19 protein-coding genes, 2 tRNA genes and 2 pseudogenes are annotated in these 24,959 nt (G+C 41.0%); 14 read left to right on the top strand and 9 right to left on the bottom strand.

The annotated features are described in order from the left end of the window. Positions 1-161: 161 nt before the first annotated feature. Together FTV37_RS08080 and rlmH are read right to left on the bottom strand one after the other, a co-directional pair. Positions 162-938, bottom strand: a complete 777-nt coding sequence (locus tag FTV37_RS08080) for a dioxygenase (RefSeq protein ID WP_180063487.1) — start codon at positions 936-938, stop codon at positions 162-164. A 136-nt stretch (positions 939-1,074) separates the two neighbouring features. Beyond that, the gene (gene rlmH, locus FTV37_RS08085) at positions 1,075-1,557 is read right to left on the bottom strand and encodes a 23S rRNA (pseudouridine(1915)-N(3))-methyltransferase RlmH (RefSeq protein ID WP_078189858.1); all 483 of its coding nucleotides are present in this window, start codon (positions 1,555-1,557) and stop codon (positions 1,075-1,077) included. A gap of 203 nt (positions 1,558-1,760) precedes the next feature. Here rlmH and FTV37_RS08090 point away from each other — a divergent pair, with 203 nt between their 5' ends. Next, positions 1,761-2,672, top strand: a complete 912-nt coding sequence (locus FTV37_RS08090; RefSeq protein ID WP_180063505.1) for a M20/M25/M40 family metallo-hydrolase — start codon at positions 1,761-1,763, stop codon at positions 2,670-2,672. A 416-nt stretch (positions 2,673-3,088) separates the two neighbouring features. Here the strand turns inward: FTV37_RS08090 and lon are convergent, their stop codons facing one another. From lon to FTV37_RS08105, 3 genes are all read right to left on the bottom strand, one after another. Beyond that, positions 3,089-5,515 carry an endopeptidase La gene (gene lon / locus FTV37_RS08095; protein WP_180063488.1) on the bottom strand — a complete coding sequence of 809 codons (2,427 nt, stop codon included), beginning with the start codon at positions 5,513-5,515 and terminating at the stop codon, positions 3,089-3,091. Positions 5,516-5,662: 147 nt separating this feature from the next. Continuing rightward, the gene (locus FTV37_RS08100; protein ID WP_168378311.1) at positions 5,663-6,250 is read right to left on the bottom strand and encodes a 5-formyltetrahydrofolate cyclo-ligase; all 588 of its coding nucleotides are present in this window, start codon (positions 6,248-6,250) and stop codon (positions 5,663-5,665) included. Positions 6,251-6,557: 307 nt separating this feature from the next. Further along, on the bottom strand, positions 6,558-6,932 hold the full coding sequence (locus FTV37_RS08105; RefSeq protein ID WP_168378310.1) for a diacylglycerol kinase: 375 nt from the start codon (positions 6,930-6,932) through the stop codon (positions 6,558-6,560). 372 nt (positions 6,933-7,304) lie between these two features. Between FTV37_RS08105 and FTV37_RS08110 the strand changes: the two are divergent. After that, positions 7,305-8,084: pseudogene (locus FTV37_RS08110) on the top strand (MBL fold metallo-hydrolase); the annotation flags it as partial. 84 nt (positions 8,085-8,168) lie between these two features. Further along, positions 8,169-8,375, top strand: a pseudogene (locus FTV37_RS17870) (hypothetical protein); the annotation flags it as partial. 56 nt (positions 8,376-8,431) lie between these two features. On the opposite strand, the gene FTV37_RS08120 reads toward FTV37_RS17870, so the two are convergent. Then, positions 8,432-9,619, bottom strand: a complete 1,188-nt coding sequence (locus FTV37_RS08120; RefSeq protein WP_180063489.1) for a glycerophosphodiester phosphodiesterase family protein — start codon at positions 9,617-9,619, stop codon at positions 8,432-8,434. A gap of 277 nt (positions 9,620-9,896) precedes the next feature. Here FTV37_RS08120 and FTV37_RS08125 point away from each other — a divergent pair, with 277 nt between their 5' ends. From FTV37_RS08125 to FTV37_RS08135, 3 genes are all read left to right on the top strand, one after another. Beyond that, complete coding sequence (locus tag FTV37_RS08125; RefSeq protein WP_180063490.1) at positions 9,897-12,998, top strand: multidrug efflux RND transporter permease subunit; 3,102 nt, start codon at positions 9,897-9,899, stop codon at positions 12,996-12,998. A 219-nt stretch (positions 12,999-13,217) separates the two neighbouring features. Next, a complete protein-coding gene (mgtE, locus tag FTV37_RS08130) occupies positions 13,218-14,561 on the top strand; it encodes a magnesium transporter (protein WP_180063491.1) in 1,344 nt (447 codons plus the stop codon). A gap of 80 nt (positions 14,562-14,641) precedes the next feature. Next, a complete protein-coding gene (locus FTV37_RS08135) occupies positions 14,642-15,232 on the top strand; it encodes a DUF4112 domain-containing protein (protein ID WP_111883898.1) in 591 nt (196 codons plus the stop codon). A gap of 149 nt (positions 15,233-15,381) precedes the next feature. On the opposite strand, the gene htpX is transcribed toward FTV37_RS08135, so the two are convergent. After that, on the bottom strand, positions 15,382-16,287 hold the full coding sequence (gene htpX / locus FTV37_RS08140; RefSeq protein ID WP_078190437.1) for a protease HtpX: 906 nt from the start codon (positions 16,285-16,287) through the stop codon (positions 15,382-15,384). 133 nt (positions 16,288-16,420) lie between these two features. After that, the gene (locus tag FTV37_RS08145) at positions 16,421-17,284 is read right to left on the bottom strand and encodes a lytic transglycosylase domain-containing protein (RefSeq protein ID WP_180020710.1); all 864 of its coding nucleotides are present in this window, start codon (positions 17,282-17,284) and stop codon (positions 16,421-16,423) included. A gap of 500 nt (positions 17,285-17,784) precedes the next feature. On the opposite strand from FTV37_RS08145, the gene ttcA reads away from it, so the two are divergent. Both ttcA and FTV37_RS08155 read left to right on the top strand, forming a co-directional pair. Then, a complete protein-coding gene (ttcA, locus tag FTV37_RS08150; protein ID WP_180020712.1) occupies positions 17,785-18,714 on the top strand; it encodes a tRNA 2-thiocytidine(32) synthetase TtcA in 930 nt (309 codons plus the stop codon). Positions 18,715-18,936: 222 nt separating this feature from the next. Next, positions 18,937-19,320 (top strand): SCP2 sterol-binding domain-containing protein, encoded by a 384-nt coding sequence (locus FTV37_RS08155; protein WP_180008384.1) that lies wholly within the window; start codon positions 18,937-18,939, stop codon positions 19,318-19,320. A gap of 76 nt (positions 19,321-19,396) precedes the next feature. On the opposite strand, the gene FTV37_RS08160 is transcribed toward FTV37_RS08155, so the two are convergent. Further along, positions 19,397-20,509, bottom strand: a complete 1,113-nt coding sequence (locus FTV37_RS08160) for a transglycosylase SLT domain-containing protein (RefSeq protein ID WP_180008382.1) — start codon at positions 20,507-20,509, stop codon at positions 19,397-19,399. Positions 20,510-20,874: 365 nt separating this feature from the next. Between FTV37_RS08160 and greB the strand changes: the two genes are divergently transcribed. From greB to epmA, 6 genes are all read left to right on the top strand, one after another. Continuing rightward, positions 20,875-21,369, top strand: a complete 495-nt coding sequence (gene greB / locus FTV37_RS08165; protein ID WP_180008380.1) for a transcription elongation factor GreB — start codon at positions 20,875-20,877, stop codon at positions 21,367-21,369. A gap of 86 nt (positions 21,370-21,455) precedes the next feature. Beyond that, a tRNA-Ser gene (locus FTV37_RS08170) sits at positions 21,456-21,545 on the top strand. Between the two features lie 229 nt (positions 21,546-21,774). Continuing rightward, a tRNA-Ser gene (locus tag FTV37_RS08175) sits at positions 21,775-21,864 on the top strand. Positions 21,865-22,030: 166 nt separating this feature from the next. Further along, positions 22,031-22,783, top strand: a complete 753-nt coding sequence (locus FTV37_RS08180) for a class II aldolase/adducin family protein (RefSeq protein ID WP_180008378.1) — start codon at positions 22,031-22,033, stop codon at positions 22,781-22,783. A gap of 115 nt (positions 22,784-22,898) precedes the next feature. Further along, positions 22,899-23,966, top strand: coding sequence for a 4-phosphoerythronate dehydrogenase (locus FTV37_RS08185; protein ID WP_180063492.1), 1,068 nt, complete (start codon positions 22,899-22,901; stop codon positions 23,964-23,966). Between the two features lie 5 nt (positions 23,967-23,971). Continuing rightward, on the top strand, positions 23,972-24,940 hold the full coding sequence (gene epmA / locus FTV37_RS08190) for an EF-P lysine aminoacylase EpmA (RefSeq protein WP_373683566.1): 969 nt from the start codon (positions 23,972-23,974) through the stop codon (positions 24,938-24,940). Positions 24,941-24,959 lie beyond the last annotated feature (19 nt).

Consider the following 24,959-nt stretch of genomic DNA (forward strand, 5'->3'; position numbering starts at 1 on the left):
AACTGTTCTAAGTGAATTTCAGCCTGTAGCATAACCCATTCATTTTAAAAAAATATGAATACATTCAGCTCAAATAAGTAGCAAAATGTATCCATAAATAATAATTTGTTAACTTATTAATATAAATTATGAATAAGTCAATCTATCTCATTTTTCCACGTTTAATCAAAACGATAAATATCCATACCGAGCGAACCCATACTAAAGCTACTGTGAACAATAGAGAAGCGGGGGCCTGCACCCATCGCAAAGAAGATGGGTGCAAAATGTTCAATGGTCGGATGGTTGCGTTGTACAAACGGGATATTTTGCCAATCGAGAACTGCATCAAAATCTTGATGAGTGAGCTTATTGACCACAAAATTACGAAATGTCGAAGCCCATTCAGGCACGGCTGCTGCACGACCATCCCAAGCCAATTCACGTAAGTTATGAGTAATACTGCCCGATCCAATCAACAGGATTTGCTTGTCACGTAAAGGGGCAAGCGTTTGTCCAATTTTATAGATCTCTTGCGCAGACATGGTCATCGGCAGTGATATTTCAATTACAGGAATGTCGGCATCAGGATACATATGCAATAACGGCATCCAAACGCCATGATCGCGTGGACGGGTGCTGTTGGCGTGTGCAGATAATCCTGCATTGGCAAGCAAATGAAGGATTTCTTCAGCAAGCGCTGGGTTACCCAGTGCAGGATAGCGGATATCATAAAGTTCCGCAGGGAAGCCACGGAAGTCATGCCAAGTTTCAGGACGGGCACTGGTACTTACTTCTAGTGCGTTACTTTCCCAATGCGCGGACATAATAATAATGGCTTCAGGCTTTGGAAGATTCAGGCTTAAACGTTCCAACGCAGGACCGACTTGCTCAGGATTGATGGCAAGCATAGGTGAGCCATGGGAAATAAATAAACCTGGAAGTGTTTGTAAATTCATCGCGGTCGCCGTTGGTTGTTTAAAGGAATATGATGATCATGCACTAAATTATTCAGCGTAACAATTCGGATAATTTCAACGGTTTGTTTCATTGTTGCAACGCTGTACTTGCTGTAGATACTGGAGTCAGTTCGGATTAACCCGCACGATGGTAAGGGTGATTATGGTTAATACTCATTGCACGGTATAGCTGTTCGATGAGCATGACACGAACCATTGGATGCGGCAAAGTTAGTTTAGACAAAGACCAATGCCATGCTGCAGCTTTACGTACTGCTTCAGAATGTCCATCTGGCCCACCAATGGCTAAAACCACATCATTGCCTTCAAGCATCCAACCTTTCATGGTTTCAGCTAGTTTTTCGGTACTGAACTCTCGACCACCGACTTCTAAGGCGATCAGCACTTCATTCGATTTCATGGCATTTAAAATGCTGTCACCTTCAATTTGACGGTATTTTAAAATGTCGGCTTCTGAGTCGTTCTTGCCACGTTTGGCCATAGGCAATTCAATGATCTGCGTTTGAACAAAAGGCTGAATACGTTTGAAATAATCTTCAAAACCCGTCAGTACCCATGCTGGCATTTTTTGACCGATTGTCAGAATACGAATTTTCATACAGCGCCTGAAAGTATACAAAAGAGCATTATAACGGTTCGCTTGCACTTTGTATGTTCAGACACAATTTGCAATTGAAATCGTGTTCTGCTTGCTGTTTAAATACGCAGCATAAGCAGATTAGATCTAAGATGAAAATTGGAATAATAACAATGAAAAAAACATGGCAGGACGGTAAATTATTTTTGCTCAAGCAAGCAGCAATGCTTTTAATTTTTGGATGGTGTTCATTTGCGGCGTATGCCAACAATATTAGAACCGCTGAACCGGATAATTTAAAAGTCTATTTAGAGCAAATTATTGGTAATGAAGCTGAATATCGTAACTATAAGAACATTCAAGAGTTAAATCGGGTGTCTGCTTGGATTCGTGAGCAGATGCGTTTATTTGGTGTGAATTGCCGTTTTCAAACCTATACCGTAAACAGCCAACCATACCGTAATGTGGTTTGTCCCTTAAATGCAGGGCATAGCAACCGAGTGATCATTGGCGCGCACTACGATGTATTTGAGGAGCAGCATGGCGCTGATGATAATGCTTCTGGCGTTGCAGGTGTACTCGAAGCTGCTCGGATTCTTTCGGCTGAAAAAGCGCGTTTAAAACAAAATATTGAATTTGTATTTTATACCCTCGAAGAACCGCCGTATTTTAGAACAGAGTCGATGGGCAGTTTTATCCATGCAAAATCGGTAGCAAAGGAAAAGGATAAAATTTCAGGTGTGTATATTCTGGAAATGATTGGTTATTTTGATCCGAAAGTTACCCAAGAATATCCAGTTGGGCTGAGGTGGATTTATCCATCGCATACGAATTTTATTGCATCGGTGGGGAACATTCAGTCTCGTGACTTAACCTCATCGTATTGTGCGGCGATGGAGTCTTTGAAGCAGTTGCAATGTGAACGCTTGATTTCACCCTCATTTATTCAGGGTGTGGATTTTTCAGATCATATGAATTATTGGCAATTTGATATGCCGGCGATGATGATCACTGATACGGCATTTTATCGTAATAAGCACTATCACACTGAGCAAGATACTATGGATAAATTAAACTTAGATAAAATGGCTCAAGTGATCGATGGTTTGGTGAAAAACATCTTAAATTTGAAATAGCATGTCTTAAAAACATGACATAAAAAACGCAGCCCCGAAAGCCTGTGGACTGCGATAAAAGGTCATCTACCTGGAGATGTAGATGACCTCTTGTTCCAATGATCATCACGTTTTTACACGTGATTGGAACCAATAAAGAAACATACAGCGCGTATATCTCTCTACTATATATGTGGGATAGAGGGCAATATTTCAAGTAATAGCATTCAAATTTTGTAAGACTTTCTTATTGGCTATTACTGATCTTGATGTCGAATTTGAAATAGTAATCTAATCAATAGTCATAGCTGTTGTCTTGAGTCTTGTCATAGCGAAGGATTTGAATGAAATTTTTCAAATATTTAGTGTGAAAGCATGAATGTAAAAAAGCCCTGTCGAAACAGGGCTTTTTTTCATTTATTGCGAGTTGCTAGCACTTAGTGACGTGCAGCTTTGCCACCTTCAGTTGCTTTGACAATCGGTGTCTTTGTAAGAGGTTTAGGCATATCAACCAAGGCTAGAGGTAAAATCTCATCAATCGATTTCACTGGTTTAATTTCTAGACCTTCTTTGACATTGTCTGGAATCTCAGCCAAGTCACGAACGTTGTCTTGTGGGATAAAGACAAGCTTGATACCACCACGGTGAGCAGCGAGAAGCTTCTCTTTTAAACCACCAATGCGCATTGCACGGCCACCAAGACTGGTTTCACCTGTCATCGCGATATCTGGACGAATTGCAATGCCTGTAAAAGCTGAAACAAGAGCGGTAGTTAGGGCTAAACCAGCAGATGGACCATCTTTCGGTGTTGCACCTTCTGGTAAATGCACGTGTACATCTGTTTCTTCAAAGCGAATCGCTTCAATACCTAGTTCATCTGCACGGGTACGTACAACGGTCATCGCTGCTGTGATCGATTCTTTCATGACATCGCCAAGAGAACCGGTGGTAATGAACTTGCCTTTACCTTTCACTGCTGCAACTTCAATTGTTAGTAGTTCACCACCAACAGATGTCCAAGCCAAGCCATTTACACGACCCACTTCAGCTTCTTCTTCGGCCATACCGAAGTCGAATTTGTGTGGACCTAAGTAGTCAGGAAGATTTTTCGAATTCACTTCAATTTGAAGATTTTTCGCTTTCTTGCTCACCGCTTCTTTTACCACTTTACGTGCAATTTTAGACACTTCACGTTCTAAGCTACGGACACCAGCTTCACGTGTATAACGTTGTACGATATCGCGAATGGCTTCTTCGTGAACGGTTAATTCTTTCGCACGTAGACCGTTGTTCTTGATGGCTTTTGGAACAAGGTAACGTTCAGCAATATTCACTTTTTCATCTTCGGTATAACCCGGTAGACGAATCACTTCCATACGGTCAAGCAAAGCTTCTGGAATATTCATGCTGTTTGCAGTACAGATGAACATCACTTCAGAAAGGTCTAGATCAAGATCTAAGTAGTGATCATTGAACTTGCTGTTTTGTGATGGATCTAGGACTTCAAGCAATGCTGAAGCAGGGTCGCCACGATAGTCTTGCGCCATTTTGTCAATTTCATCGAGTAAGAACAGTGGGTTCTTTACTCCAACTTTAGTCAAAGACTGCACAATTTTACCCGGCATCGCACCGATATATGTACGACGGTGACCACGGATTTCAGCTTCGTCGCGCACGCCGCCAAGCGCCATACGGACAAATTCACGACCAGTTGCTTTGGCAACAGATTCACCGAGTGAAGTTTTACCTACACCTGGGGGACCAACTAAGCAAAGAATTGGACCGCGAAGTTTTTTCACACGTGATTGAACAGCAAGGTATTCCACAATGCGGTCTTTCACGTCGTCTAAACCATAGTGATCGGCATCAAGAATGTCTTGAGCTTTCGCAAGGTTAATGCTGACTTTGCTGGCTTTGTTCCAAGGCGTATCTAAAATAACTTCTAGATAGTTACGCACGACAGCAGCTTCGCTCGAAGCAGGTTGCATTGCTTTTAGCTTACGGAACTCATTTTCAGCTTTTTTACGTACATGTTCAGGTAAATCGGCTTCAGTTAGACGTTTTTCAATTTCTGCAACGTCATCCTCACCACCGCCATTCATATCAGAAAGTTCGCGTTGAATGACCTTCATTTTTTCATTTAAGAAGTATTCACGCTGATTCTTTTCCATTTGGCGTTTCACAGAATCATGTAAGGTTTGCTCAATTTGCTGCTCTTCTGACTGTTGTAATAAATACGTCATGAGCTCAGCTAAATGTGCTTCAAATTCATCATGCTCTAAGAATTTTTGTTTTACATCAATATTCAAAGGCACGCGTGTTGCTACGAAGAATAATAATTGTAGCAAATCATCAATTTTATTGGCTGCTGCAATCAATTCACGTGCGTTACGCAATTTTGCTTCTGCATATTGAGCAAATAAGGTGCGTAATTCTTCCACACGATTATTCTGAGTTTCTGAGTCAACAGAAACCGTCATTGGGCTTAATGAATGCTCGGCAGTCAGGTAATCATCGGCATCGATAATTTTTTCTAACTTGGCACGATATAAGCCTTCAATCAGTACTTTTATACAGTTTTCATCATTCTCATGATTCACAACTTGCACAATCTTCGCGACAGTACCGTATTGATATAAATTGTCGTGATCAATTTCTTCTGTAAGCGAATCTTTTTGTGCAACTACGAATACAAGATTGTCACTGTCACGTGCGACATTGACTGCATTGATCGACTTTTCACGACCCACAAACAGTGCAATTTGCATGTGAGGATATACAACCACATCTCGTAGCGCTAAGAGCGGTAATACGCTCGGAATTGTAGTTTCCAAGCTTTCTTCATTCATAATAATCTCAGACATGGGCACTCCTAATGAGTGACAACGGTGTTGCCATGTTTTTTATAGTGATGTGTATTTTTTAAATTACAAGGGTCATGCCAATTAAAATGTATAAAAAATGACTAAATATGTGATTTATAAGTGTAACTCAGTGTCAAGAATATCAAATTAACGTTTGAAGCTTAAAGTTTGAGATGGGCTAATAAAGCCATCTAGCGGTTGATCCCATGCTTCTCGGACTAAGGGGTCTTGGATGAGTTGAAAATCGTGACCAAGTCCTAAACGGTAGGGTATAGAGTGGGCTGTTGCTAATGTTTTATCGTAGAAGCCACCCCCCATGCCAATACGTGTGCCGTACTTGTCGCAAGCGAGCAAGGGCATGATTAAAAGGTCAAGATGAGAAACATGCTTCCCACGACTCGCCATAGGCTCTTTCATGCCGAGTGGGTGATGAGAAAAACGTTTGTTGATGTATTGATGTCGTGAGATTTCAACCCAAACCAGTTGCTGATTCATGTTGCAAATCATGGGTAAATACACTTTTTTTTGATGAGTAAAACAGTAGTGGATGAGCTGTTGAGTGTGAATTTCACCGAATGCATGTAAATACACGCCTATATGCTGACTGCGCTGAAAATGACTGAGTCGGATTAAACGCTGTAGGACCTGTTGTTCAGCTTGTCGTTGGGCCCATAGGTTTAGGCTACGACGCTGCTTGCGGAGTTGTTTGCGAAGGCTGGTGGTGCTCAAAGTCATGATTCATTTCAAAGTAGCACAAAATTCTCAAAGGCATTTTAACGCGTTCAAGCTTAAAAGTCCGAAGAAATAGATTTTATCTTTTCTTGTAAAAGCGTCCTTAAGAAGCGGTCTGCTCAATGAATGTGTATCTATTTTCCCCCCCTCTAATCTTGTTTAAGCCAATGATTTCATAGTTTGAATTTTTGGCTTATTTCGATGGATCAGTAGATGTGCATAGGGAAGCGTAAATTTTACTTAAAAAACAGAAATAAGGAATTAAAAAAAGCAGGGCATAACCCTGCAAATAGAGTGAGACAGCCTTTATTTAAGGCAAAAGGATAATAAACCAAGTAAAAAAGATAATTGCTAAAGCAACGAATTGAGCGGCACTCCCCATATCTTTTGCAATTTTAGAAAGTGGATGCTTGTCTAAAGATACGCGGTCGACAACGGCTTCAATGGCAGAATTGAATAACTCAACTATCAAGGCAAATAAGCACACCACTACCATAAGGGCATGTTCAGCACGACTCACATCGAGAAAATAACTGGTAGGAATAAGCACAATATTCATCCAGACAATTTGTCGAAATGCAGCTTCATTTTGATAAGCAGCTTTGAATCCGTCGAGGGAATATTGCGTTGCATTTAAAATTCGTTTAAATCCAGATTTGCCTTTAAACGGGGAAATTTCACTCATAGCACTGTACAGACGTATAGATTTAAAAACTGGCGAAAATATAGCATGCCAAGCTTAAAGTTTTCTTGCATTCAGTTTTTATTTTATTGGGCCTAAAAATTTAAGGGGATTTACATAAGCCTGTATCAAGTTAGTGCTATGTTTATTCATTATTAGACTTAAAATTTGCCTGAATTTCAGGCACAATACAGGCGTTTAAAATTTTTAATTTTGAAGCCTTTGCTTCATTGCATGAAATAATAAAAGTGATATAGGTCAACAATGAAAAACTTTAGTTTTGCTGTGCTTGCAGCAACACTTTTAACCAGCCAGTTTGTCAGTGCAGAGCCGGCAGTTATTCAAACGGAAATCAAAACGAATGTGACACAGCCCATGGGATTTTATCCTTTCCAAGTGGGTGCATATAAAGTCATTGCTTTAAAAGATGGGACACTCGAATTAAGTCCTGATTTGTTTAAACAAAACTTAACTCCAGAAGAAGTCAGTGCCTTATTTCAAAAGCTTGCGGTTGATCAGAGCAAAGGCATACAAACCAGTGTCAATGCCTATCTGATTGATGATGGACAAGGTGGCATCAGTCTTGTTGATAGTGGTGCAGCCAGTTGTTTTGGTCCGAACTTAGGATCTATTGCACAAAATATTGAAGCAGCTGGCTATAAGCTTAATCGCGTACGCAGTGTTTTCTTAACCCATTTACATCCTGATCATGCATGTGGCATTGCGAAACAAGGTAAGGCTGTGTTTCCAAATGCAACGATCTACGTCAATGAACAAGAAAGTCAGTATTGGTTAAGTGAAAGCACCGTCGACACTTTAGCTGCTGAAAAGCGTGAAGGTTATTTAGCAACTGTTGCGAAAATTAAAGCTGCGATTGCGCCTTATCAAACCATGCGGAGTTTTAAGACTTTTAGCGTTGGTTCGGTGATTAATGGATTAGAAGTACTACCGAGTATTGGACATACACCGGGGCATTATTCTTTTATCTTAAAATCGCAAGCTAAAAGTTTTGCCATCCTCGGTGATGTGGTTCATTCCTATCATTTACAGTTTGAACAACCCAAGTTATCTGTTGATTTTGATGTCGATCCGGTCAAAGCCAGTGAAACTCGTTTAGCAATTTTTAAACGTTTTGCTCGAGAGCAAACCTTTGTTGCATTTGCACATTTACCATTTCCGGGTATTGGTAAAATAAGTGAAATCAATGATGGTCAGTTCCGTTGGAACCCGCTAAATTTAGCTCCGACAGCTCCGACAGCTCCGACAGCTCCGACAGCTCCGACAGCTCCGACAGCTCCGACAGCTCCGACAGCTCCGACAGCTCCGACAGCTCCGACAGCTCCGACAGCTCCGACAGCTCCGACAGCTCCGATAGCTCCGACAGCTCCAGCACCTCAGCCAGTGGCAACGCAGTCAGCCGCAGAATATTTGGCAAACCCACTTTAAGGTTTCCATTGAACAATAAAAAAGACGCCTCGGCGTCTTTTTTCATTTTAGGAAAATTAGGGCTTTTGCAGTTGCGTTAAGGTTTTACGTGCCAGTCCTGGATCATCGGCAAATACACCATCTACACCAGCTTTATAGAAGTTCTCAAATTCTTTAGCTGCACCCGTATCACAACGTTCGGTCGCCACTGAGTTACATTTTAAATAGTCAGGTAAAAAACCATTTTCAGGTCTGAGCGTATAAGGATGGACTTTCAAACCAGCAGCATGGGCATCTTTGACAAAACTGGTTTGTTTAAATTCAGTGTTTGAAAAGATATACGTTTTACTTGGACCTACACCATCTGCATAATTTGCAACTGATTTTAGGCCTTCTGCTGTGGCTAAGCTTGCATAATTTTGTGGAGACGTTTGCTGCTGTAAATCACCCGGTATGGCAGTTGGACTATCTAATAATTGAATAATTTTGCCGTGTTTGATGGTTTTCTTTTGCGTAAGTTGATCACGTAAGTACTTAAGATTGGTGGTTTCAAAAGACTGTAAATATACAGGTGCGATATCACGTGTATAACTGTATTTGGCAAGCGTGGTGAGTAAACGATCTTCCATGGCTAGATTTTGCTGTTGGAAAAATGTGGGATGCTTGGTTTCAATATATAAACCAACAATTTTTCCAGTTTTTTTATAATGAGCTTCGGCAAGTTCAATGATTTGTTCGAGCGTTGGGATGCTGTATTGATCATTATATTGAGTGTTATTAGGGCGATATTGAGCAATACGCTCACGTGCTTTTACATTTTGAGTCAGTTCATTCAAATTAAAGTCTTCCGTAAACCATCCTGTATAGTCGATACCATCGATTTTTTTGGTGGTTTTTCGATCCGCAAATTGTGACAGCGTACTAATATTGGTTGTCCCTGAAATTTCACTTTCATGGCGCGCAACCAGATAGCCATCCTTGGTTGGCACTAAATCGGGTTCGATAAAATCCGCACCATCATCAATCGCTTTTTGATATGCGGCAAGAGTATGCTCAGGTCGCAAAGCACTGGCACCACGATGCCCAACAATGACAAAACCTGTATCAGGCAAAATAGGGGGCTTGGTGACATGGGTTTTATCGTCATCCGAATTACATGCAGATAAACCGAAAACGCTAAAAAGGAGCAGTGAAGACACGCCCCATGAGGATTTCACTTTGCTTGTTATGGCTAGATTTAACTGTTTTGTTAATTGTTTTTGCATGGCTGCCTCGGCATCTTTTTATTTAAATGAATGAAGTTGCAGGCATACATTGCAGGGCAGTGGCTAAGACTTCATGACAGAGGCGGTTTTGTCACATAAATTTACTAAAATAGCTGAAATGGAGGCTCTCCATATTTTCTACATATTTCGCTTCAAGCAAGGTTTTTATGTAGTCTAGGCTTGTAATCAAGCACATTGTGATTGATTATCAATAAGATTTTTTGAAAAAATTCAATCTATATTTTTTATTTCTTCAATTGAAAAGTGACATGGACTGATGCTGTCTAAGTTTTTTATTTATCGACCGATTTTTGCAGGTGTCTTGGCGATCATCGTCATGGCGCTCGGGCTATTTGCTGTGCTCAATTTACCGGTAGAGCGCTATCCAGATATTGCACCACCACGAATTACGGTCAGTGCAAGTTATAGCGGTGCGTCAGCAGAAACAGTCGAGGAAAGTGTCACACAAGTTCTTGAGCAACAAATTAAAGGAATTGATCATCTTTTATATTTTAGTTCAAGCAGCGACTCTTCAGGTCGAAGCCGGATCAGCATCAGTTTTGAAAATGGCACTGACCCAGATACCGCTCAAGTACAAGTACAAAATGCCATAAATGGAGTAATCAATCGGCTGCCTGAAGATGTGCAGCGCCAAGGGGTAAATGTCTATAAATCTTTGGGTGATACCCATATGGTTATCGGCCTCTATGATGAGACTGGCAAGAGTTCGAATATCGAACTTGGTGACTATATGATGACTCATCTAGAACAGGATATTGCTCGAATTGAGGGTATTGGTGAAGTCGATGTTTTTGGTTCGCAATTTGCCATGCGTATTTGGCTCAACCCACTGAAGTTAAAGCAATATAGCCTTATGCCCAGTGATATCCGTGCGGCTGTTGAATCACAAAATACGCAGGTTGCAGCCGGAGCCGTAGGTGAATTGCCGAGTGTATCGGATCAATATCTCAATGCAAAAGTCACTTCAGGTTCACGTTTAAAGTCAGTTGAAGAATTTGAAAATATTATTGTCAAATCTGCACGAAACGGCAGTTTTGTCTATTTAAAAGACGTTGCACGTGTTGAATTGGGTGCGGAAAATTATTCAGGGGTTAATACCATTAACGGGTATCCATCTTCAGGGATGGGGATCTCATTGGCTTCTGGGGCGAATGCACTTGAAACCTCAGCCTTAATTAAGCAAGAAATTGAACAATTAGCGAAGCAATTACCTGCCGGTTATAAAATTGTTTATCCACGGGATAACACGCCATTTGTACAAGAATCGATTAAAGAAGTGGTGAAAACGTTATTCGAAGCCGTTTTACTGGTGGTTTTGGTGATGTTTATCTTCTTACAAAATTGGCGAGCAACGCTGATACCTGCGATTACGGTGCCTGTGGTGATTCTTGGAACTTTAGCGATTTTATATGCTTTGGGCATGACCATTAATACGCTCACATTGTTTGCATTGGTACTGGCCATCGGTCTGTTGGTCGATGATGCGATTGTTGTGGTGGAAAACGTCGAACGTTTAATGCATGAACAACAGTTAACAGCAAAACAAGCGGCCATCGAGTCGATGCATGAAATTAGCGGGGCATTAATCGGGATTACTTTGGTATTGACCGCTGTATTTATTCCCATGGCGTTCTTTGGTGGCTCAACGGGCGTGATCTATAGACAATTTTCCATCACACTTGTGGCTGCCATGGGCTTGTCACTGATGGTTGCGCTGATTTTAACCCCTGCATTATGTGCCTTAATTTTAAAACCCAATCCGAAACCACAGCGCTGGGCGATTTGGTTTAACGCCAAATTAGAGACTTTAAAAACCAAATATCTAGCACTTGCACAAGCCACGGTTCGTTATCGCTTATGGACGGTGGTTTTGTTTGCGGGGCTCATTACGGTATTTGCTTTGTTTTATCGTGCTTTGCCGACCAGTTTTATTCCTAGTGAAGACCAGGGTATTTTGAGTGTGCAACTTAAATTACAAGAAGGTGCACCGATGTCGAAAAGTCGTGAGGTCGGTGAACAAATTCGGCAGTACTTTTTAACTGAAGAAAAGCAAAATGTTGATTTGGTGATGATTCGTTATGGACGAAATTTTTCTGGTACGGGTCAAAACTTAGGGCAAGGCTTTATTGCACTGAAGCATTGGGATGAACGTTCAGGACAACACAATTCAGCGCAAGCGATTCGTGAACGTGCTATGAAACATTTTAAAAAATTTAACAATGCACAAATCAATGTCAGCATGCCTTCCTCTGTCAGAGGTCTTGGGCAAACCGATGGTCTGGAATTTTGGCTGCGAGATATGAATGGCGAAGGTCGAGCTTATCTGGATGCGCAATTTAAAAGCTTGCAAGAAAAATCTGCACAATTTAGCAGTTTCGAAAATTTAGACAAACGCTCTAACCCAGACAAAGCTGAACTGAAAGTTGATATTAATCAAAAACAAGCGATGGCCATGGGTTTAACGCAAAATGCGATTAATAGCACCATGAGTAGTGCATGGGGCGGGAGTTATATCAACGATTTCATTGACCGTGGACGTATTAAACGCGTCATGATGCAGGCAGATGCCGAATTCCGTTCTAAACCAGAAGATTTAGCCTATTGGCATGTGCGTAATGACCAAAATGAAATGATTCCATTTAGTAATTTTTCAACCATTGGTTGGAGTGGCGGCCCAGAAGTTGTTAATCGTTTCATGGGCTATACTGCATTACAAATGGAAGCGGATACAGCCAAAAATGTCTCAAGTGGACAAGCCATGCAGGATGTTAAAGCTTTAGTTGATCAAGTGCCGGGTGTAGACGTGGCATGGAGTGGGTTATCCTTTGAAGAGCAAAAATCAAGTCATCAAGCGATTTGGCTATATTTGGTCTCAATTGGATTTATTTTTCTCTGTCTCGCTGCCCTATATGAAAGTTGGAGTATTCCAACTGCAGTCATGAGTGCGATTCCACTTGGGATAGGTGGTAATATTTTGTTTAGCTACATGGCCGGTTTTCCAAATGACATCTATTTCCAAATTGCTCTACTGACAACAATTGGTTTGTCCTGTAAAAACGCGATCTTGATTGTAGAGTTTGCAGCGATGTCACAAGAAAAAGGCAAACATGTAATCGAAGCTGCAATGGAAGGCGCAGCACTTCGTTTACGTCCTATTTTGATGACCTCTTTGGCTTTTGGTGCGGGAGTGGTTCCTTTAGTTCTAGCTTTTGGTGCAGGTGCAGCCAGTCGTCAAGAGATTGGAGTGAGCGTACTCGGTGGGGTGATATTCGGTACAGTCTTGGTGCTGATCTTTATTCCGTTTATGTATGTGATGGTCCGTTCTATTTTTAAAATCAAACCGGTGTCTGAAACTTAGAAATAATCCTCGCACAGCGTATCGCTCCACTAAAAGCCACCGTTAAAGCCTGAGTACTTCGCGGTGGCTTTTTTATGTCGCCAAGCTTTCGACAGGGAATGTTCACACAGAATTTTCGCAAACAACGTTCACCGAGAACATATTGAAGAGATTTGAAACTCTTCTTTTTATCCTTCAAAATGTGCACTACATAGAAAGATTAAAATAAGAGTGAGTTGGATGGCGGATTTAATACAAAGACAGCGTGAAATTTCCGCTTTGCTGCAACAACAAAATTATGCAGCAGCAGTTTTCGCTTTACAGCCTCTGAATTACGCTGATCAGGCCCGTTTAATTCAGCAATTTCCAATTGAAGATCAAATTGAGTTACTTTCAGGTTTAGCGCATCAAGGCTTGGTATTTGAGTTTTTCCCGTTTGAGTCACAGCGACAGTTAATCTCGCGTTATCCACTGCGTCTACAAATTGAATTATTTGATGATATGCATTCTGATGATGCAACGGATTTATATAAAAGTTTAACTGATGCAGAACAAGATCGAATTTACCAACAACTTGATCAAGATACCCAAGAGCATCTAAAGGCATTATCTGCATATGCAGAAGAGTCTGCAGGTGCAATCATGAGTTCAGACTATGTCAGTATGCCTGCTGACTTTACCATGCAACAAGCCATAGAGGCCTTGCGCCATGAACCGCATGACCGTGAAACCCTATATTTAATTTATGTCACCAATGATCAGTCTCAATTAGAAGGGGTGATTTCACTGCGGCAAATTTTGCAGGCTGACCGTGATGCACGAATTCAACAGGTGATGACCAAAGATGTGGTGACCGGCTGGATAGATGAAGACCAAGAAAGTATTGCTCGAAAATTGGCTGAATATGATTTTATGGCCTTGCCGATTGTGGATCATGCTCAGCGTTTGATGGGGATTGTCACCTATGATGATGCGATGGATGTGGTACAGGCTGAAACCACTGAAGACTTTTTAAAAGCCAGTGCGGTGAGTACCGAACCAGGTATGAGCATTAAGAAAGCACCGATTTTAAAGTTGTATCAAAAGCGGGTGTTCTGGTTGGTGACATTGGTCTTTGGCAGCTTATTGTCCGGATTAGGCATTTCATATTATGAAGACATCATTGCCGCACATATCGTCTTGGTTTTTTTCTTACCCTTATTGGTCGGAAGTGGAGGCAATGCAGGTTCACAGTCTGCAACCTTAATGGTGCGAGCGCTTGCCACTGGGGATGTAAAAATTCGTGATTGGTTTTATTTATTGGGTCGGGAGACGCTCGTCGCGCTTTGCCTCGGTGGAACCATGGCCATTGCTGTATCGATTTTAGGCTACTACCGTGGTGATGCAACCGTCGCTTTGGTCTTGGCTTTAAGTATGATGGGTATCGTATTGCTCGGTTGTTTAATTGGCATGAGTTTGCCCTTTGTACTCAATAAGTTGAAGCTCGATCCTGCAAGTGCATCTGCACCCTTGGTGACCTCGATTTGTGATGCGACAGGCGTGGTGGTGTATTTGATGATTGCTTCACAATTGCTCAATTTATAGAGATTAGCATTTTGCTACAGATTGAAGACTTCTAATATGTGTTAATCTCAGTGATTTACACGGTTTTTATTGGATAAAACATGACTGAACCATTAAAACAAAAAATGTCAAAGCAAGAAGTCATTCGTCTTGAACGCGATCTCGCAAAGTTTGCCAATATGATGGACTCCGTGGTTCGGATTCCATTTACTCGACAAGGGGTAGGTGCGGACGCAGCGTTGAGTACCATTCCCGTAGCTGGTGATATCGCAGGATTTGTCTTGACCTGTTATGCCGTCTATAAAGCCAAACAGATTGGCGTACCACAAGCCAAATTAAATGGTGTGATGAAACTCGCAGTTATAGATGCTGTCGTGGGGTTTATTCCTGTTGCAGGGACGATCTTTGATGTGTTTATTCGACCGAGCCGTAAAGCTTTAGATGTTGTACATACGCACATTCGTGAAGAATATCAAATCAGTACAGATCAACATGTGGTACATCCGTTTTTACATGAAAAATTAGAACAGAAACAACAGCAATCTGCTTTTTGGCGCAACCCTGTGGTTGCATGGATATGGATCCATATCCCAGATATACTCGGGATGATTTTCTTATTAGTCTTTATCTTTGCAATTTATATGGGTGGTTCATTGCTTTGGCAATGGTTAAAGGCCAATGGGGTATTGTAGAGAGAAATGCACTGTTGCTTGAGCGCGATCAATGAAAGGCTATTCAACTGAAAAGTGATTGATAAAACGGTAAACGCTCTGAGAAAAATTAGACTCAATAAAAAAGCCTCCATAGGGAGGCTTTTTTACGACTTACATCAGATGCTGAATTATGGGCAATCTAATTGTTGTAAAGCCGCAACACGTTGTTCAATCGTTGGGTGTGTTTGGAACAATGCAGCTAAGCTGAAACCTTGTTCTTGACCCGCAGAAATAGCAAAGGCTTTCATTTCTTTTGGCATTTGATCTGGCATTTCAGATTCTGCTTGTAAACGTAATAGGGCAGAAATCATCGCTTGTTTACCTGCTAAACGCGCACCAGCTTCATCGGCACGGTATTCACGGTAGCGAGAGAACCACATCACAATGGCAGACGCTGCGATACCAAAAACAATATCTAATACAATCGTAATGACGAAATATGCGATACCCGGTGCTTCACCATCTTCACGACCGAAGACATTACGGTCGATAAAGTCACCTGCTACACGTGCAAAGAACATGACAAAGGCGTTGACTACACCTTGCACCAATGCAAGGGTTACCATATCACCATTGGCTACGTGACCAATTTCGTGAGCGAGTACGGCACGGAGCTCGTCTTTGTTCATACGCTCCAGTAGACCGGTAGAAACCGCTACTAAAGCATCATTTTTATTCCAGCCTGTTGCAAAGGCATTTGACTGGTACGATGGGAAAATACCCACTTCTGGCATTTTGATACCAGAACGTTGTGCCAGTTGCGCAACTTCGTTGAGTAACCATGCTTCAGCTTGGCTACGTGGTGCATTAGGGTCAATCAGCTCTGTACCCGTGGTTTTTTTCGCCATCCATTTTGACATGAATAGTGAGATCATCGAACCCACCATACCGAACACAAAACAGATAACGAGCAAGTTGCCTAAGTTTAAGCCGCCTGCACCGTGGTAACTACCGACACCGAAGAGTGACAAGATTATGCCAGCTACAACCAGTACCGCGAGGTTGGTCAGCAAGAACAAACCAATCCGCATCATTGGGTAAATCCTCTTATTATAGAAAAATGATCTGATTTACAAATAAAAATCATTAAACTCAATATGAGGTGAAAGTCTTAAAATTTCAAGGAAAAATTAGTAAAACAGATGCAATTTTACAAAATCAGTGATTTTATTCATTGAGATAAATGCGCGCTGAGGCAGAAGCATTTGCTGTCGCAAATGAACCTGAAGGTGCATCGGTAAAACTACCATTGTCCGTTTGAATAATTTGACGTGCCGGTGACTTGGCAACAGCAGGGGCAGCAGCATGATAATTGTCCGAACTGGCAATAATCCGACCACTATTAGAAGTGCTATTTGAACTGCTCGAACCCGAGACACTTAAACTACCAGCATATAGGTTGCTGTAGCGGCTAGTGACACGGCGGACATAGTCTTGAGTTTCACGAAAAGGTGGGATGCCACCATATTTTGCGACATTGCCTTCACCTGCGTTATAACCAGCTAAGGCAAGTGAGGTGTTGCCATTAAAACGTTTCAGTAGCCAAGATAAATAGCGCGCACCAGCCATAATGTTCTGATGTGGATCGTAGGCATTCGATACATTGAAGCGACGTGCTGTGGCAGGCATGAGTTGCATTAAACCTTGCGCACCGACTGGTGAGCGTGCATTGGTGTTAAAACCAGATTCGGTATGCATCACCGCTTTGATCAGACCTTCGGAAACACCATGTTGGGCCGCGGCTTGTTTAATAATATTGTCAAAGGCATTTTTATTACGGCTATAGCTTGGCAACACAGACGCTTCATTTGAGCCCCAGTTACTATAACTATGGATATTACTGTCCGGATAGTAGGTTTTTTTCTCGACTTTCAGATTGCTATAGCGGCCTTGTTTATTGGTTAGTAGCGTTGTGCCGTTACTTTCACGTAATTGATAGATCGTTTGGCCGGCAAAAATGCTCGGTGCAGCTAAACTGATAGCCACACTTCCACTTAATAACAGCCCCAAAGTCCAAGTATTGTTTTTCATTTTATTGTGAAGAAAAAAATTCTGTCCCCAAACAGTTAAAATAGAGTTTATCAAAAAAAAATCAGATGAAAAGGCTTCGAGGGCTGATTTCTTCTTTACTTTGTAAAAATCAAGTCATTTTGATGATTCAATAATCAAAAAAAATATTTATTTTTTTTTAATGAGCATAACTTGACACATCTAAAGCATTGATAAGTAAGGGATAATAAATTGATCAAAAAATGATCAATTTAAATAGAAGCCTTAAAATAAGGGCAGCTCACCTTGTCAAGTCATTTAAAATCCACAAAGTTATCCACAGCTTTTGTGGACAACTGTGGAAAAGTCCAAAAGATAAGCGTTTCGCCTAAAAAATGAACTCGACCGTATAAAATAATGCGCTGAGGATGACGTGATCATGACAGTATTTTTACTTTTTTCGGAAATTACATTCTTTTGATGCGAGAAGTCTGCGAATCGGATAAAATTGCGCGGTATTTTTTTTTAGGTTTAACTCGTCTATGTTCTCGCCAGTTGAGTCCGAACAAGGATTTAATTTCAAACCAGAACTACCAACTAGCTCTGCGTATTATCGTTTATTGAAAAAGCTACGCCGTCAGGTCGGTCATGCCATTCGTGATTTTAAAATGATCGAAGAGGGCGACAAGGTGATGGTCTGTATTTCAGGCGGTAAAGACAGTTATACCTTGCTCGACATTTTGTTGCAGTTTAAGCGTATTGCACCGATTAATTTTGATGTGGTTGCGGTCAACCTTGACCAAAAACAACCGGGTTTCCCTGAAGAAGTATTGCCACGTTATTTAGAAGAAAACAAAATTCCGTATTACATCTTAGAAAAAGATACCTACAGCATTACTAAACGTTTAACCCCAGAAGGTAAAACGTATTGTGCAGTATGCTCACGTTTACGTCGTGGTTCGTTATACGGCTTTGCTCAAGAAATTGGGGCGACGAAAGTGGCTTTAGGTCATCATCGTGATGATATTTTGGCGACGTTCTTCTTGAACTTGTTCCATGGCGGTAGCTTAAAAGCCATGCCACCGAAATTATTGTCTTCTGATAAAAAGAACATTTTGATTCGTCCACTGGCTTATGTGGAAGAAAAAGACATTATCAAGTATGCAGAAATGCGTAAGTTCCCAATTATCCCATGTAACTTGTGTGGTTCACAGGAAAACTTACAACGTGCGATGCTAAATGACATGCTGCGTACTTGGGATAAAGAATTTCCAAAACGTTTACACAGTATTTTTGGTGCGTTGCAAAATGTATCACCTTCACAACTGGCTGACCGTGAGTTATTCGACTTTGAAGCCCTAGATGAACAACGCGAATTTGACTTTAAAAATAGCGAAAGTTGTTCAACTGAAGAAGGTGATTCAGAAAGCAAACGCATTAATATGGTGAACTTAGGTTTTATGGCAGATTAAGCCGAAAACTTCATCACGCAAAAGGCATTCTACGGAATGCCTTTTTTATGCTTATGATTTTTCTCATTTTGTTGTTAAACAGTTAAATATTGAACGGTGCGTACAAAAAACTTTAGCCTTTTCGCAAATGATCATGCTATAACAAGCCTCAAGCAAAATATGCTTGCACTGATGTTGTCCGGAACGGCAACACACACGAACAAAATAAATTGAGGAAAGATCATGCCTGCTTTTTTAACTGATGATTGGTTTTCAACTGTAGAAACTCTGACAGCTCAAGCTGGTGATTTAAACTTACCACCTGCATTGGCTAATCTTGCAATTAACCTTGTGGTTGCTGACGCTGCAGGCAATACTGAATTGTCATTAGATGGTGGTGCAATTAAAAAAGGTTTATCTTCAAACGCGAAAACAACGTTGAACATGGATGCTGAAACTTTACGTAAAGTATTCCTTGAGTTTGATATGGCTGCAGCGATGCAAGCGTTTATGACGGGCAAAATAAAAGTACAAGGTGATATGTCACAATTGATGGCATTACAAACAGCAAAACCAAGTGCTGAGCAAAAAGATTTGTTCAAAAAAGTACTTGAGCAAACTGCTTAAGTTTAAAACGAAAAAAGCTTACCCGAAGGTAAGCTTTTTTTTGTGCGCTCACATGTAAATGTTAGGTGGACGCATATTAGATATTCACAAGTTGAGGTGTGGTTTTAATATGTTCCAAATACGCACGAATACGCGTGACATATTGCACAGCTTGACGATAACGACCATTGCTGGCCTTGTTACGGTCTAGATAAGCATATAAATTCACCCACTTATTCGGGTTTTTACCCTGAGACTGGATGCGCTTTTGAATCTGACTTACAGCACCAGGACCCATGTTATAAGCCACTAAGGCATACCAATTACGATCAGGGTACGGAATGTTACTATAACGGTTTAACATTTGGTCATAGTACTTTGCACCACCTTGAATGCTTTGAGTCGCATCTGTACGGTTGCTCACACCCATGGCTTTTGCTGTACTGTTGGTCAGCATCATAATGCCACGAACACCCGTTGGGGATACCGAGTCAGGTTTGAGGTAAGACTCTTGATAACCAATTGCTGCCAATAAATGCCAGTCTAGGTCGTATTGCTTGGCCGTGTTTTTAAAACTTGCCTTATAGATCGGCATACGTTTACTTAAATCACGTTGAATCACATTCCAAGAATCTTGTTTGACCACATTACGGTTGTAGAATGATGCCAACTGTCCAATTGCGCCATTTTGTTTGGCACGGCAAATAAAGCCACTCGCGGTTTGGCTGAGTGGATCGTCTGCATTTTTAAATACCCAGTTTAAGTTGCTGTTTAAACCATTCTTTTTCAAAGAAACGGTATCACCACAACTGGCTGAAAATGACGTCAAATGCTTGGCTTCAATGGTACTCATTTCGGCAGTGGTCATAGCAAAATTGGCTTGACCTTTGGCAACCATTTTTAAAGCAGTGGCATTGTCATTCACTGTTTTAAAATCTAATTGGACATTTAAACTTTCTGCATAGTTACGTGCAAGGTCGTAACCAAAACCATGTCGATGTTTACCATCCTGAAAAACAATGTCAGGATTGGCAACGGCAACAACAGTGAGTTTATTACTGTTGACGACAGCATCATATTGATGAGCTGTTTTGCTGGCATTAATACTGTGAAAAGGAATTAAGACAGTACTAAGTGCAAGCGCTTTAAATGGGAGAGAGTTAAAAGAGTTAAGGCAAAGCCTCGACCCAGAAGTTGAACTACTGTGCATGTTGTCTCCGCTACAAGTAATTTATGCCCTAAAAAGCAAAGGCAAACACGCCTCAGACTTTTTCAAGTTTGATAAATTCAATAAGGGTTGGGCAGTCATGACGTCATTCAAAAATGACTAGGGGTTTTCGGGAAATATGTAGAAAATCTACACTGGATAAAAATTAAACAAGCCTGAAAGATGTGCGCATAATAATAAGCAAAAAAATACTTGTCAAATTTTGTACGAAAAAATATTAAAATATGTAACATAAATAATTGATTTTGTTTGCGAATAAATTTTATATACTTTGCCTGTGTAGAAATGGAGGATAAAATAGGCATGTTTTGTAAAAATCAGCGCTTGCTCAAGGCCGAAAAATCATCATGAAATCTAACTTAATTACCCGTGGTGGACACGATTTATTGGTCGCTGAACTTCAACATTTATGGCATGAAGAACGACCTGAAATTACCAAAAAAGTGAACTGGGCGGCCAGTCTTGGCGACCGTTCGGAAAACGCGGATTATCAATATAATAAGCAATTGTTACGCAAAATTGACCGACGTGTACGCTATTTGGGAAAACGTTTGGAAGAGCTTCGTATTATCGATTATTCACCCGAACAAAAAGGGAAAGTCTATTTTGGGGCGTGGGTCGAAATTGAAAATGAAGACGGCGAACAAAAAACGTTAAGGATCGTGGGGGTAGATGAAATTTATGATCATCATCCGCAGCATATCTCAATTGATTCACCTATGGCTCGAGCACTCCTGTCGAAGCAAGTGGATGATGAGGTCGAAGTCCTAACTCCATTGGGAAAAAAATGTTGGTATATCAATTCAATTCGTTATGAAATGGGCGAAAGTACTGAAAAATAACAAACTGCTTTTATTTTGTTCAATTAGACGTATTTTTTACAAAATAATTTGCCATTGCTGAATTTTGTTTATATGATGGCGGCCATGGAAGCGTGGCAGAGCGGTTTAATGCACCGGTCTTGAAAACCGACGAGGGCGCGAGTCCTCCGTGAGTTCGAATCTCACCGCTTCCGCCAAATTCAAAAACCCTGATGTTTTTAACATCAGGGTTTTTTTATATGTGTAAATTTAGGCAATGCAATTAGCTATGATCTCAATTTAATACATATTTATTCACCTTCAATTTTTCTGACCTAATCCAAAATTTTCGAATCGCCTAAATTTTGTATGAACGATTCGCCAAGTGTTCAAAATAAAGCAAAATAATTTGCCAAGCTGAATTTTTATTTATATGATAGCGGCCATGGAAGCGTGGCAGAGCGGTTTAATGCACCGGTCTTGAAAACCGACGAGGGCGCGAGTCCTCCGTGAGTTCGAATCTCACCGCTTCCGCCATATTCAAAAAACCCCAATGTAAAACATTGGGGTTTTTTATTGCCTAAATTTTTTGAATAGTTTTTTTCTACAGGCGAAGCTGATATACAGCATGGATATGACATGCTATTAATTATTCACAATAAACAGAAAACAAGATCAATCGATTTAGAAAAGGAATTCACCCATGCAAAAACCAGAGCTTATTCATGAACTGGAATGGCAAGCGCGTTGTCAATTGGCGGCTCTGTATCGCTTGGTGGCTTATTATAAAATGACCGACTTAATTGATACCCATATCAGCTTACGTTTAAGTCATGAACCGGAGCATTTTCTGATTAATCGTTATGGTGTGACCTTTGACAAAATGACGGCTTCGGATTTGGTCAAAATTGATCATGAAGGTAAAATTGTTGAAACCTATGATGCAGGGAAGATGGTGAATGTAGCAGGCTTTGTGATTCATTCTGCCTTACATCATGCGCGTGCAAATATTAATTGCGTGATTCATACGCATACTGCGGATGGCGTGGCAGTTTCTGCACAGGAACATGGATTATTGCCAATCTCACAACATGCGTTAAAGTTCTATCAGAACATTGCTTATCATGAATATGAGGGCATAGCCTTTTCAACTGAAGAGCGTGAAAGATTGGTACAGGATATGAGGCATTATCGCTGTATGATTTTACGTAATCACGGTTTGCTTGCGACTGGTGATAGTGTGGCACGGGCATTTCATGAAATTTACTTTTTAGAACGAGCTTGTCAAATTCAAGTAAAAGCATTGTCGAGTGCTACATTGCATTATCCAAGTCCGAAGGTTTGTGAACATACGTTGCAGCAGTTTGAAAATCCGATGGCCGAGCCCATTATTCAAGCGGCTTGGCAGGCGGCCTTGTCCTTAATTGACGATCAGCAGTCAGATTATTGCAGATAATATAATTTTCAATCATCTAGCTCATAGAGTATAGGCGCTATGCCTTATGTGCAGAAGAATAGTCATGGCTTGAGCAACGCGTTATCATGTTCATAGTGGAACTATGAGATGAACTATGAAAATCGTTGCAGATGAAAATCTGGCATTTACTGAGTATTTTTTTGCCGAATTTGGTGAAATAAAGCAAGCGGCAGGTCGAACATTGACCCATGCAGATGTCAAAGAAGCCGATGCATTGTTGGTACGATCGGTGACTCAGGTAAATGCAGACTTAATTCAACAGACCGCACTCAAATTTGTCGGTAGTGCTACGATTGGAACAGATCATTTAGATATTACTGCTTTAGAAAAGCAGGGGATTGCTTGGTCAAATGCCGCAGGTTGTAATGCACAAGCGGTTGCTGAATATGTGATTACGGCATTGCTTTATGTTAAACCTGAATTGTTGAATGCAAATGAACAATTTACCTTGGGCATCGTTGGCTTAGGTAATGTCGGTTCACGTTTGGCCGTCATGGCAGAATTATTCGGTTGGAATGTCATTGGCTATGATCCATTTGTGCAATCTGATCAGGTGAAACAAGTTGAATTTGCAGAACTGTTAAAAAGTGCAGATGCGATTAGTACTCATGTGCCACTGACCAAAGAGGGTGAACATCCGACCTATCATTTAATCAACGCTGCTGCGCTTGCTGCTATGAAGCCTTCAGCGATTTTGATTAATTCCGCGCGTGGGCCAGTGGTCGAAGAAGCTGCTTTAATTGCTGATATTCAACAGACTCAGCGTAAAGTGGTCTTAGATGTTTTTGAACATGAGCCAGAGATTTCAGCTGCGTTGTTAGATTTAATTTACGTGGTGACACCGCATATTGCGGGCTATAGCTTGGAAGGTAAAGCACGTGGCACACAGATGATCTACGAAGCATTCTGTCAAACTTTTAATCAACCGATAAATAAAGCTTTTGAAAGTCAGTTGCCCGTCTGTGAACAGTATTTTACTGGTGCTGACTTTAAGACGGTATTACAGCGATACTTAAAAGATATTTATGACATCGCTCGTGATGATGCTAACTTACGTGCTTGCCTAAAAGACGGCAAGGTGGATCAAAAAGCCTTTGATTATTTACGTAAAACCTATCCTTTACGCCGTGAATGGGCTGCACATGGAGGCCCAGCAGCATGAGTCAAATGAACTTTCAACCGAGTTGTGAACTCACTGCACTTCGTGCACGTGCCACGATGTATGCTCAAATTCGCCAGTTTTTTGCGGCACGTGATGTACTAGAAGTGGAAACACCTGTGCTTTCTCAAGCGGGTGTCACCGATGTGCATTTAGCATCGGTACAGGCTCAGCGCCATGTGAATGGTCAAAAGCAAACGCATTATTTGCAAACTTCACCTGAATTTGCCATGAAACGTCTGTTGGCAAGTGGCAGTGGATCTATTTACCAAATCTGTAAAGTTTTCCGTGATGATGAACATGGACGTAAACACAACAGTGAATTCACCATGTTGGAATGGTACCGTCCGGGTTTTAGCTTAAAAGACTTGATGTTTGAAGTGACGGACTTATTGAATGAAACTTTGAAACAGCGCTTTGGTGAAGTTCGTCCAACTATTTTGAGCTATAAGCATGCCTTTATGGATCGTTTGGATTTGAACCCGTTACAAGCTTCTTTACAAGATCTGAAAGATTGCTGTCGTCGTGTGGGACTAAGCTTAGATCTGGGTGAAGACCGTTTAGGCTATATCGATTTATTGTTCTCGCATTATGTTGAGCCGAGCCTCGGTTTTGATACGCCAGTGTTCCTTACAGATTTTCCACCGGAAATGGCTTCTTTGGCGAAAACCCGTGTGGACGAAGATGGTGAATTGGTTGCAGCACGATTTGAGCTATATATCGAAGGTTTAGAGTTAGCAAATGCTTATGATGAACTGATTGATGCAGACGTTTTACGCCGTCGTTTTGAGGCGGATAATGCAGAGCGCGCTAAACTTGGCTTGCATGTGATGCCGATTGATGAATATTTGCTTGCTGCATTACCGTATATGAGTGAGTGTGCAGGTATAGCCTTAGGCATTGATCGATTGCTAATGGTGGCAACGAATCAGTTAAAACTTGAAAAAGTCATTAGTTTCCCAGCTGATATTTCTTAAAAAATGTCTTGATCGGCTG

It is taken from the genome of Acinetobacter sp. YH16042, assembly GCF_013417245.1.
Lineage (GTDB): Bacteria > Pseudomonadota > Gammaproteobacteria > Pseudomonadales > Moraxellaceae > Acinetobacter > Acinetobacter amyesii.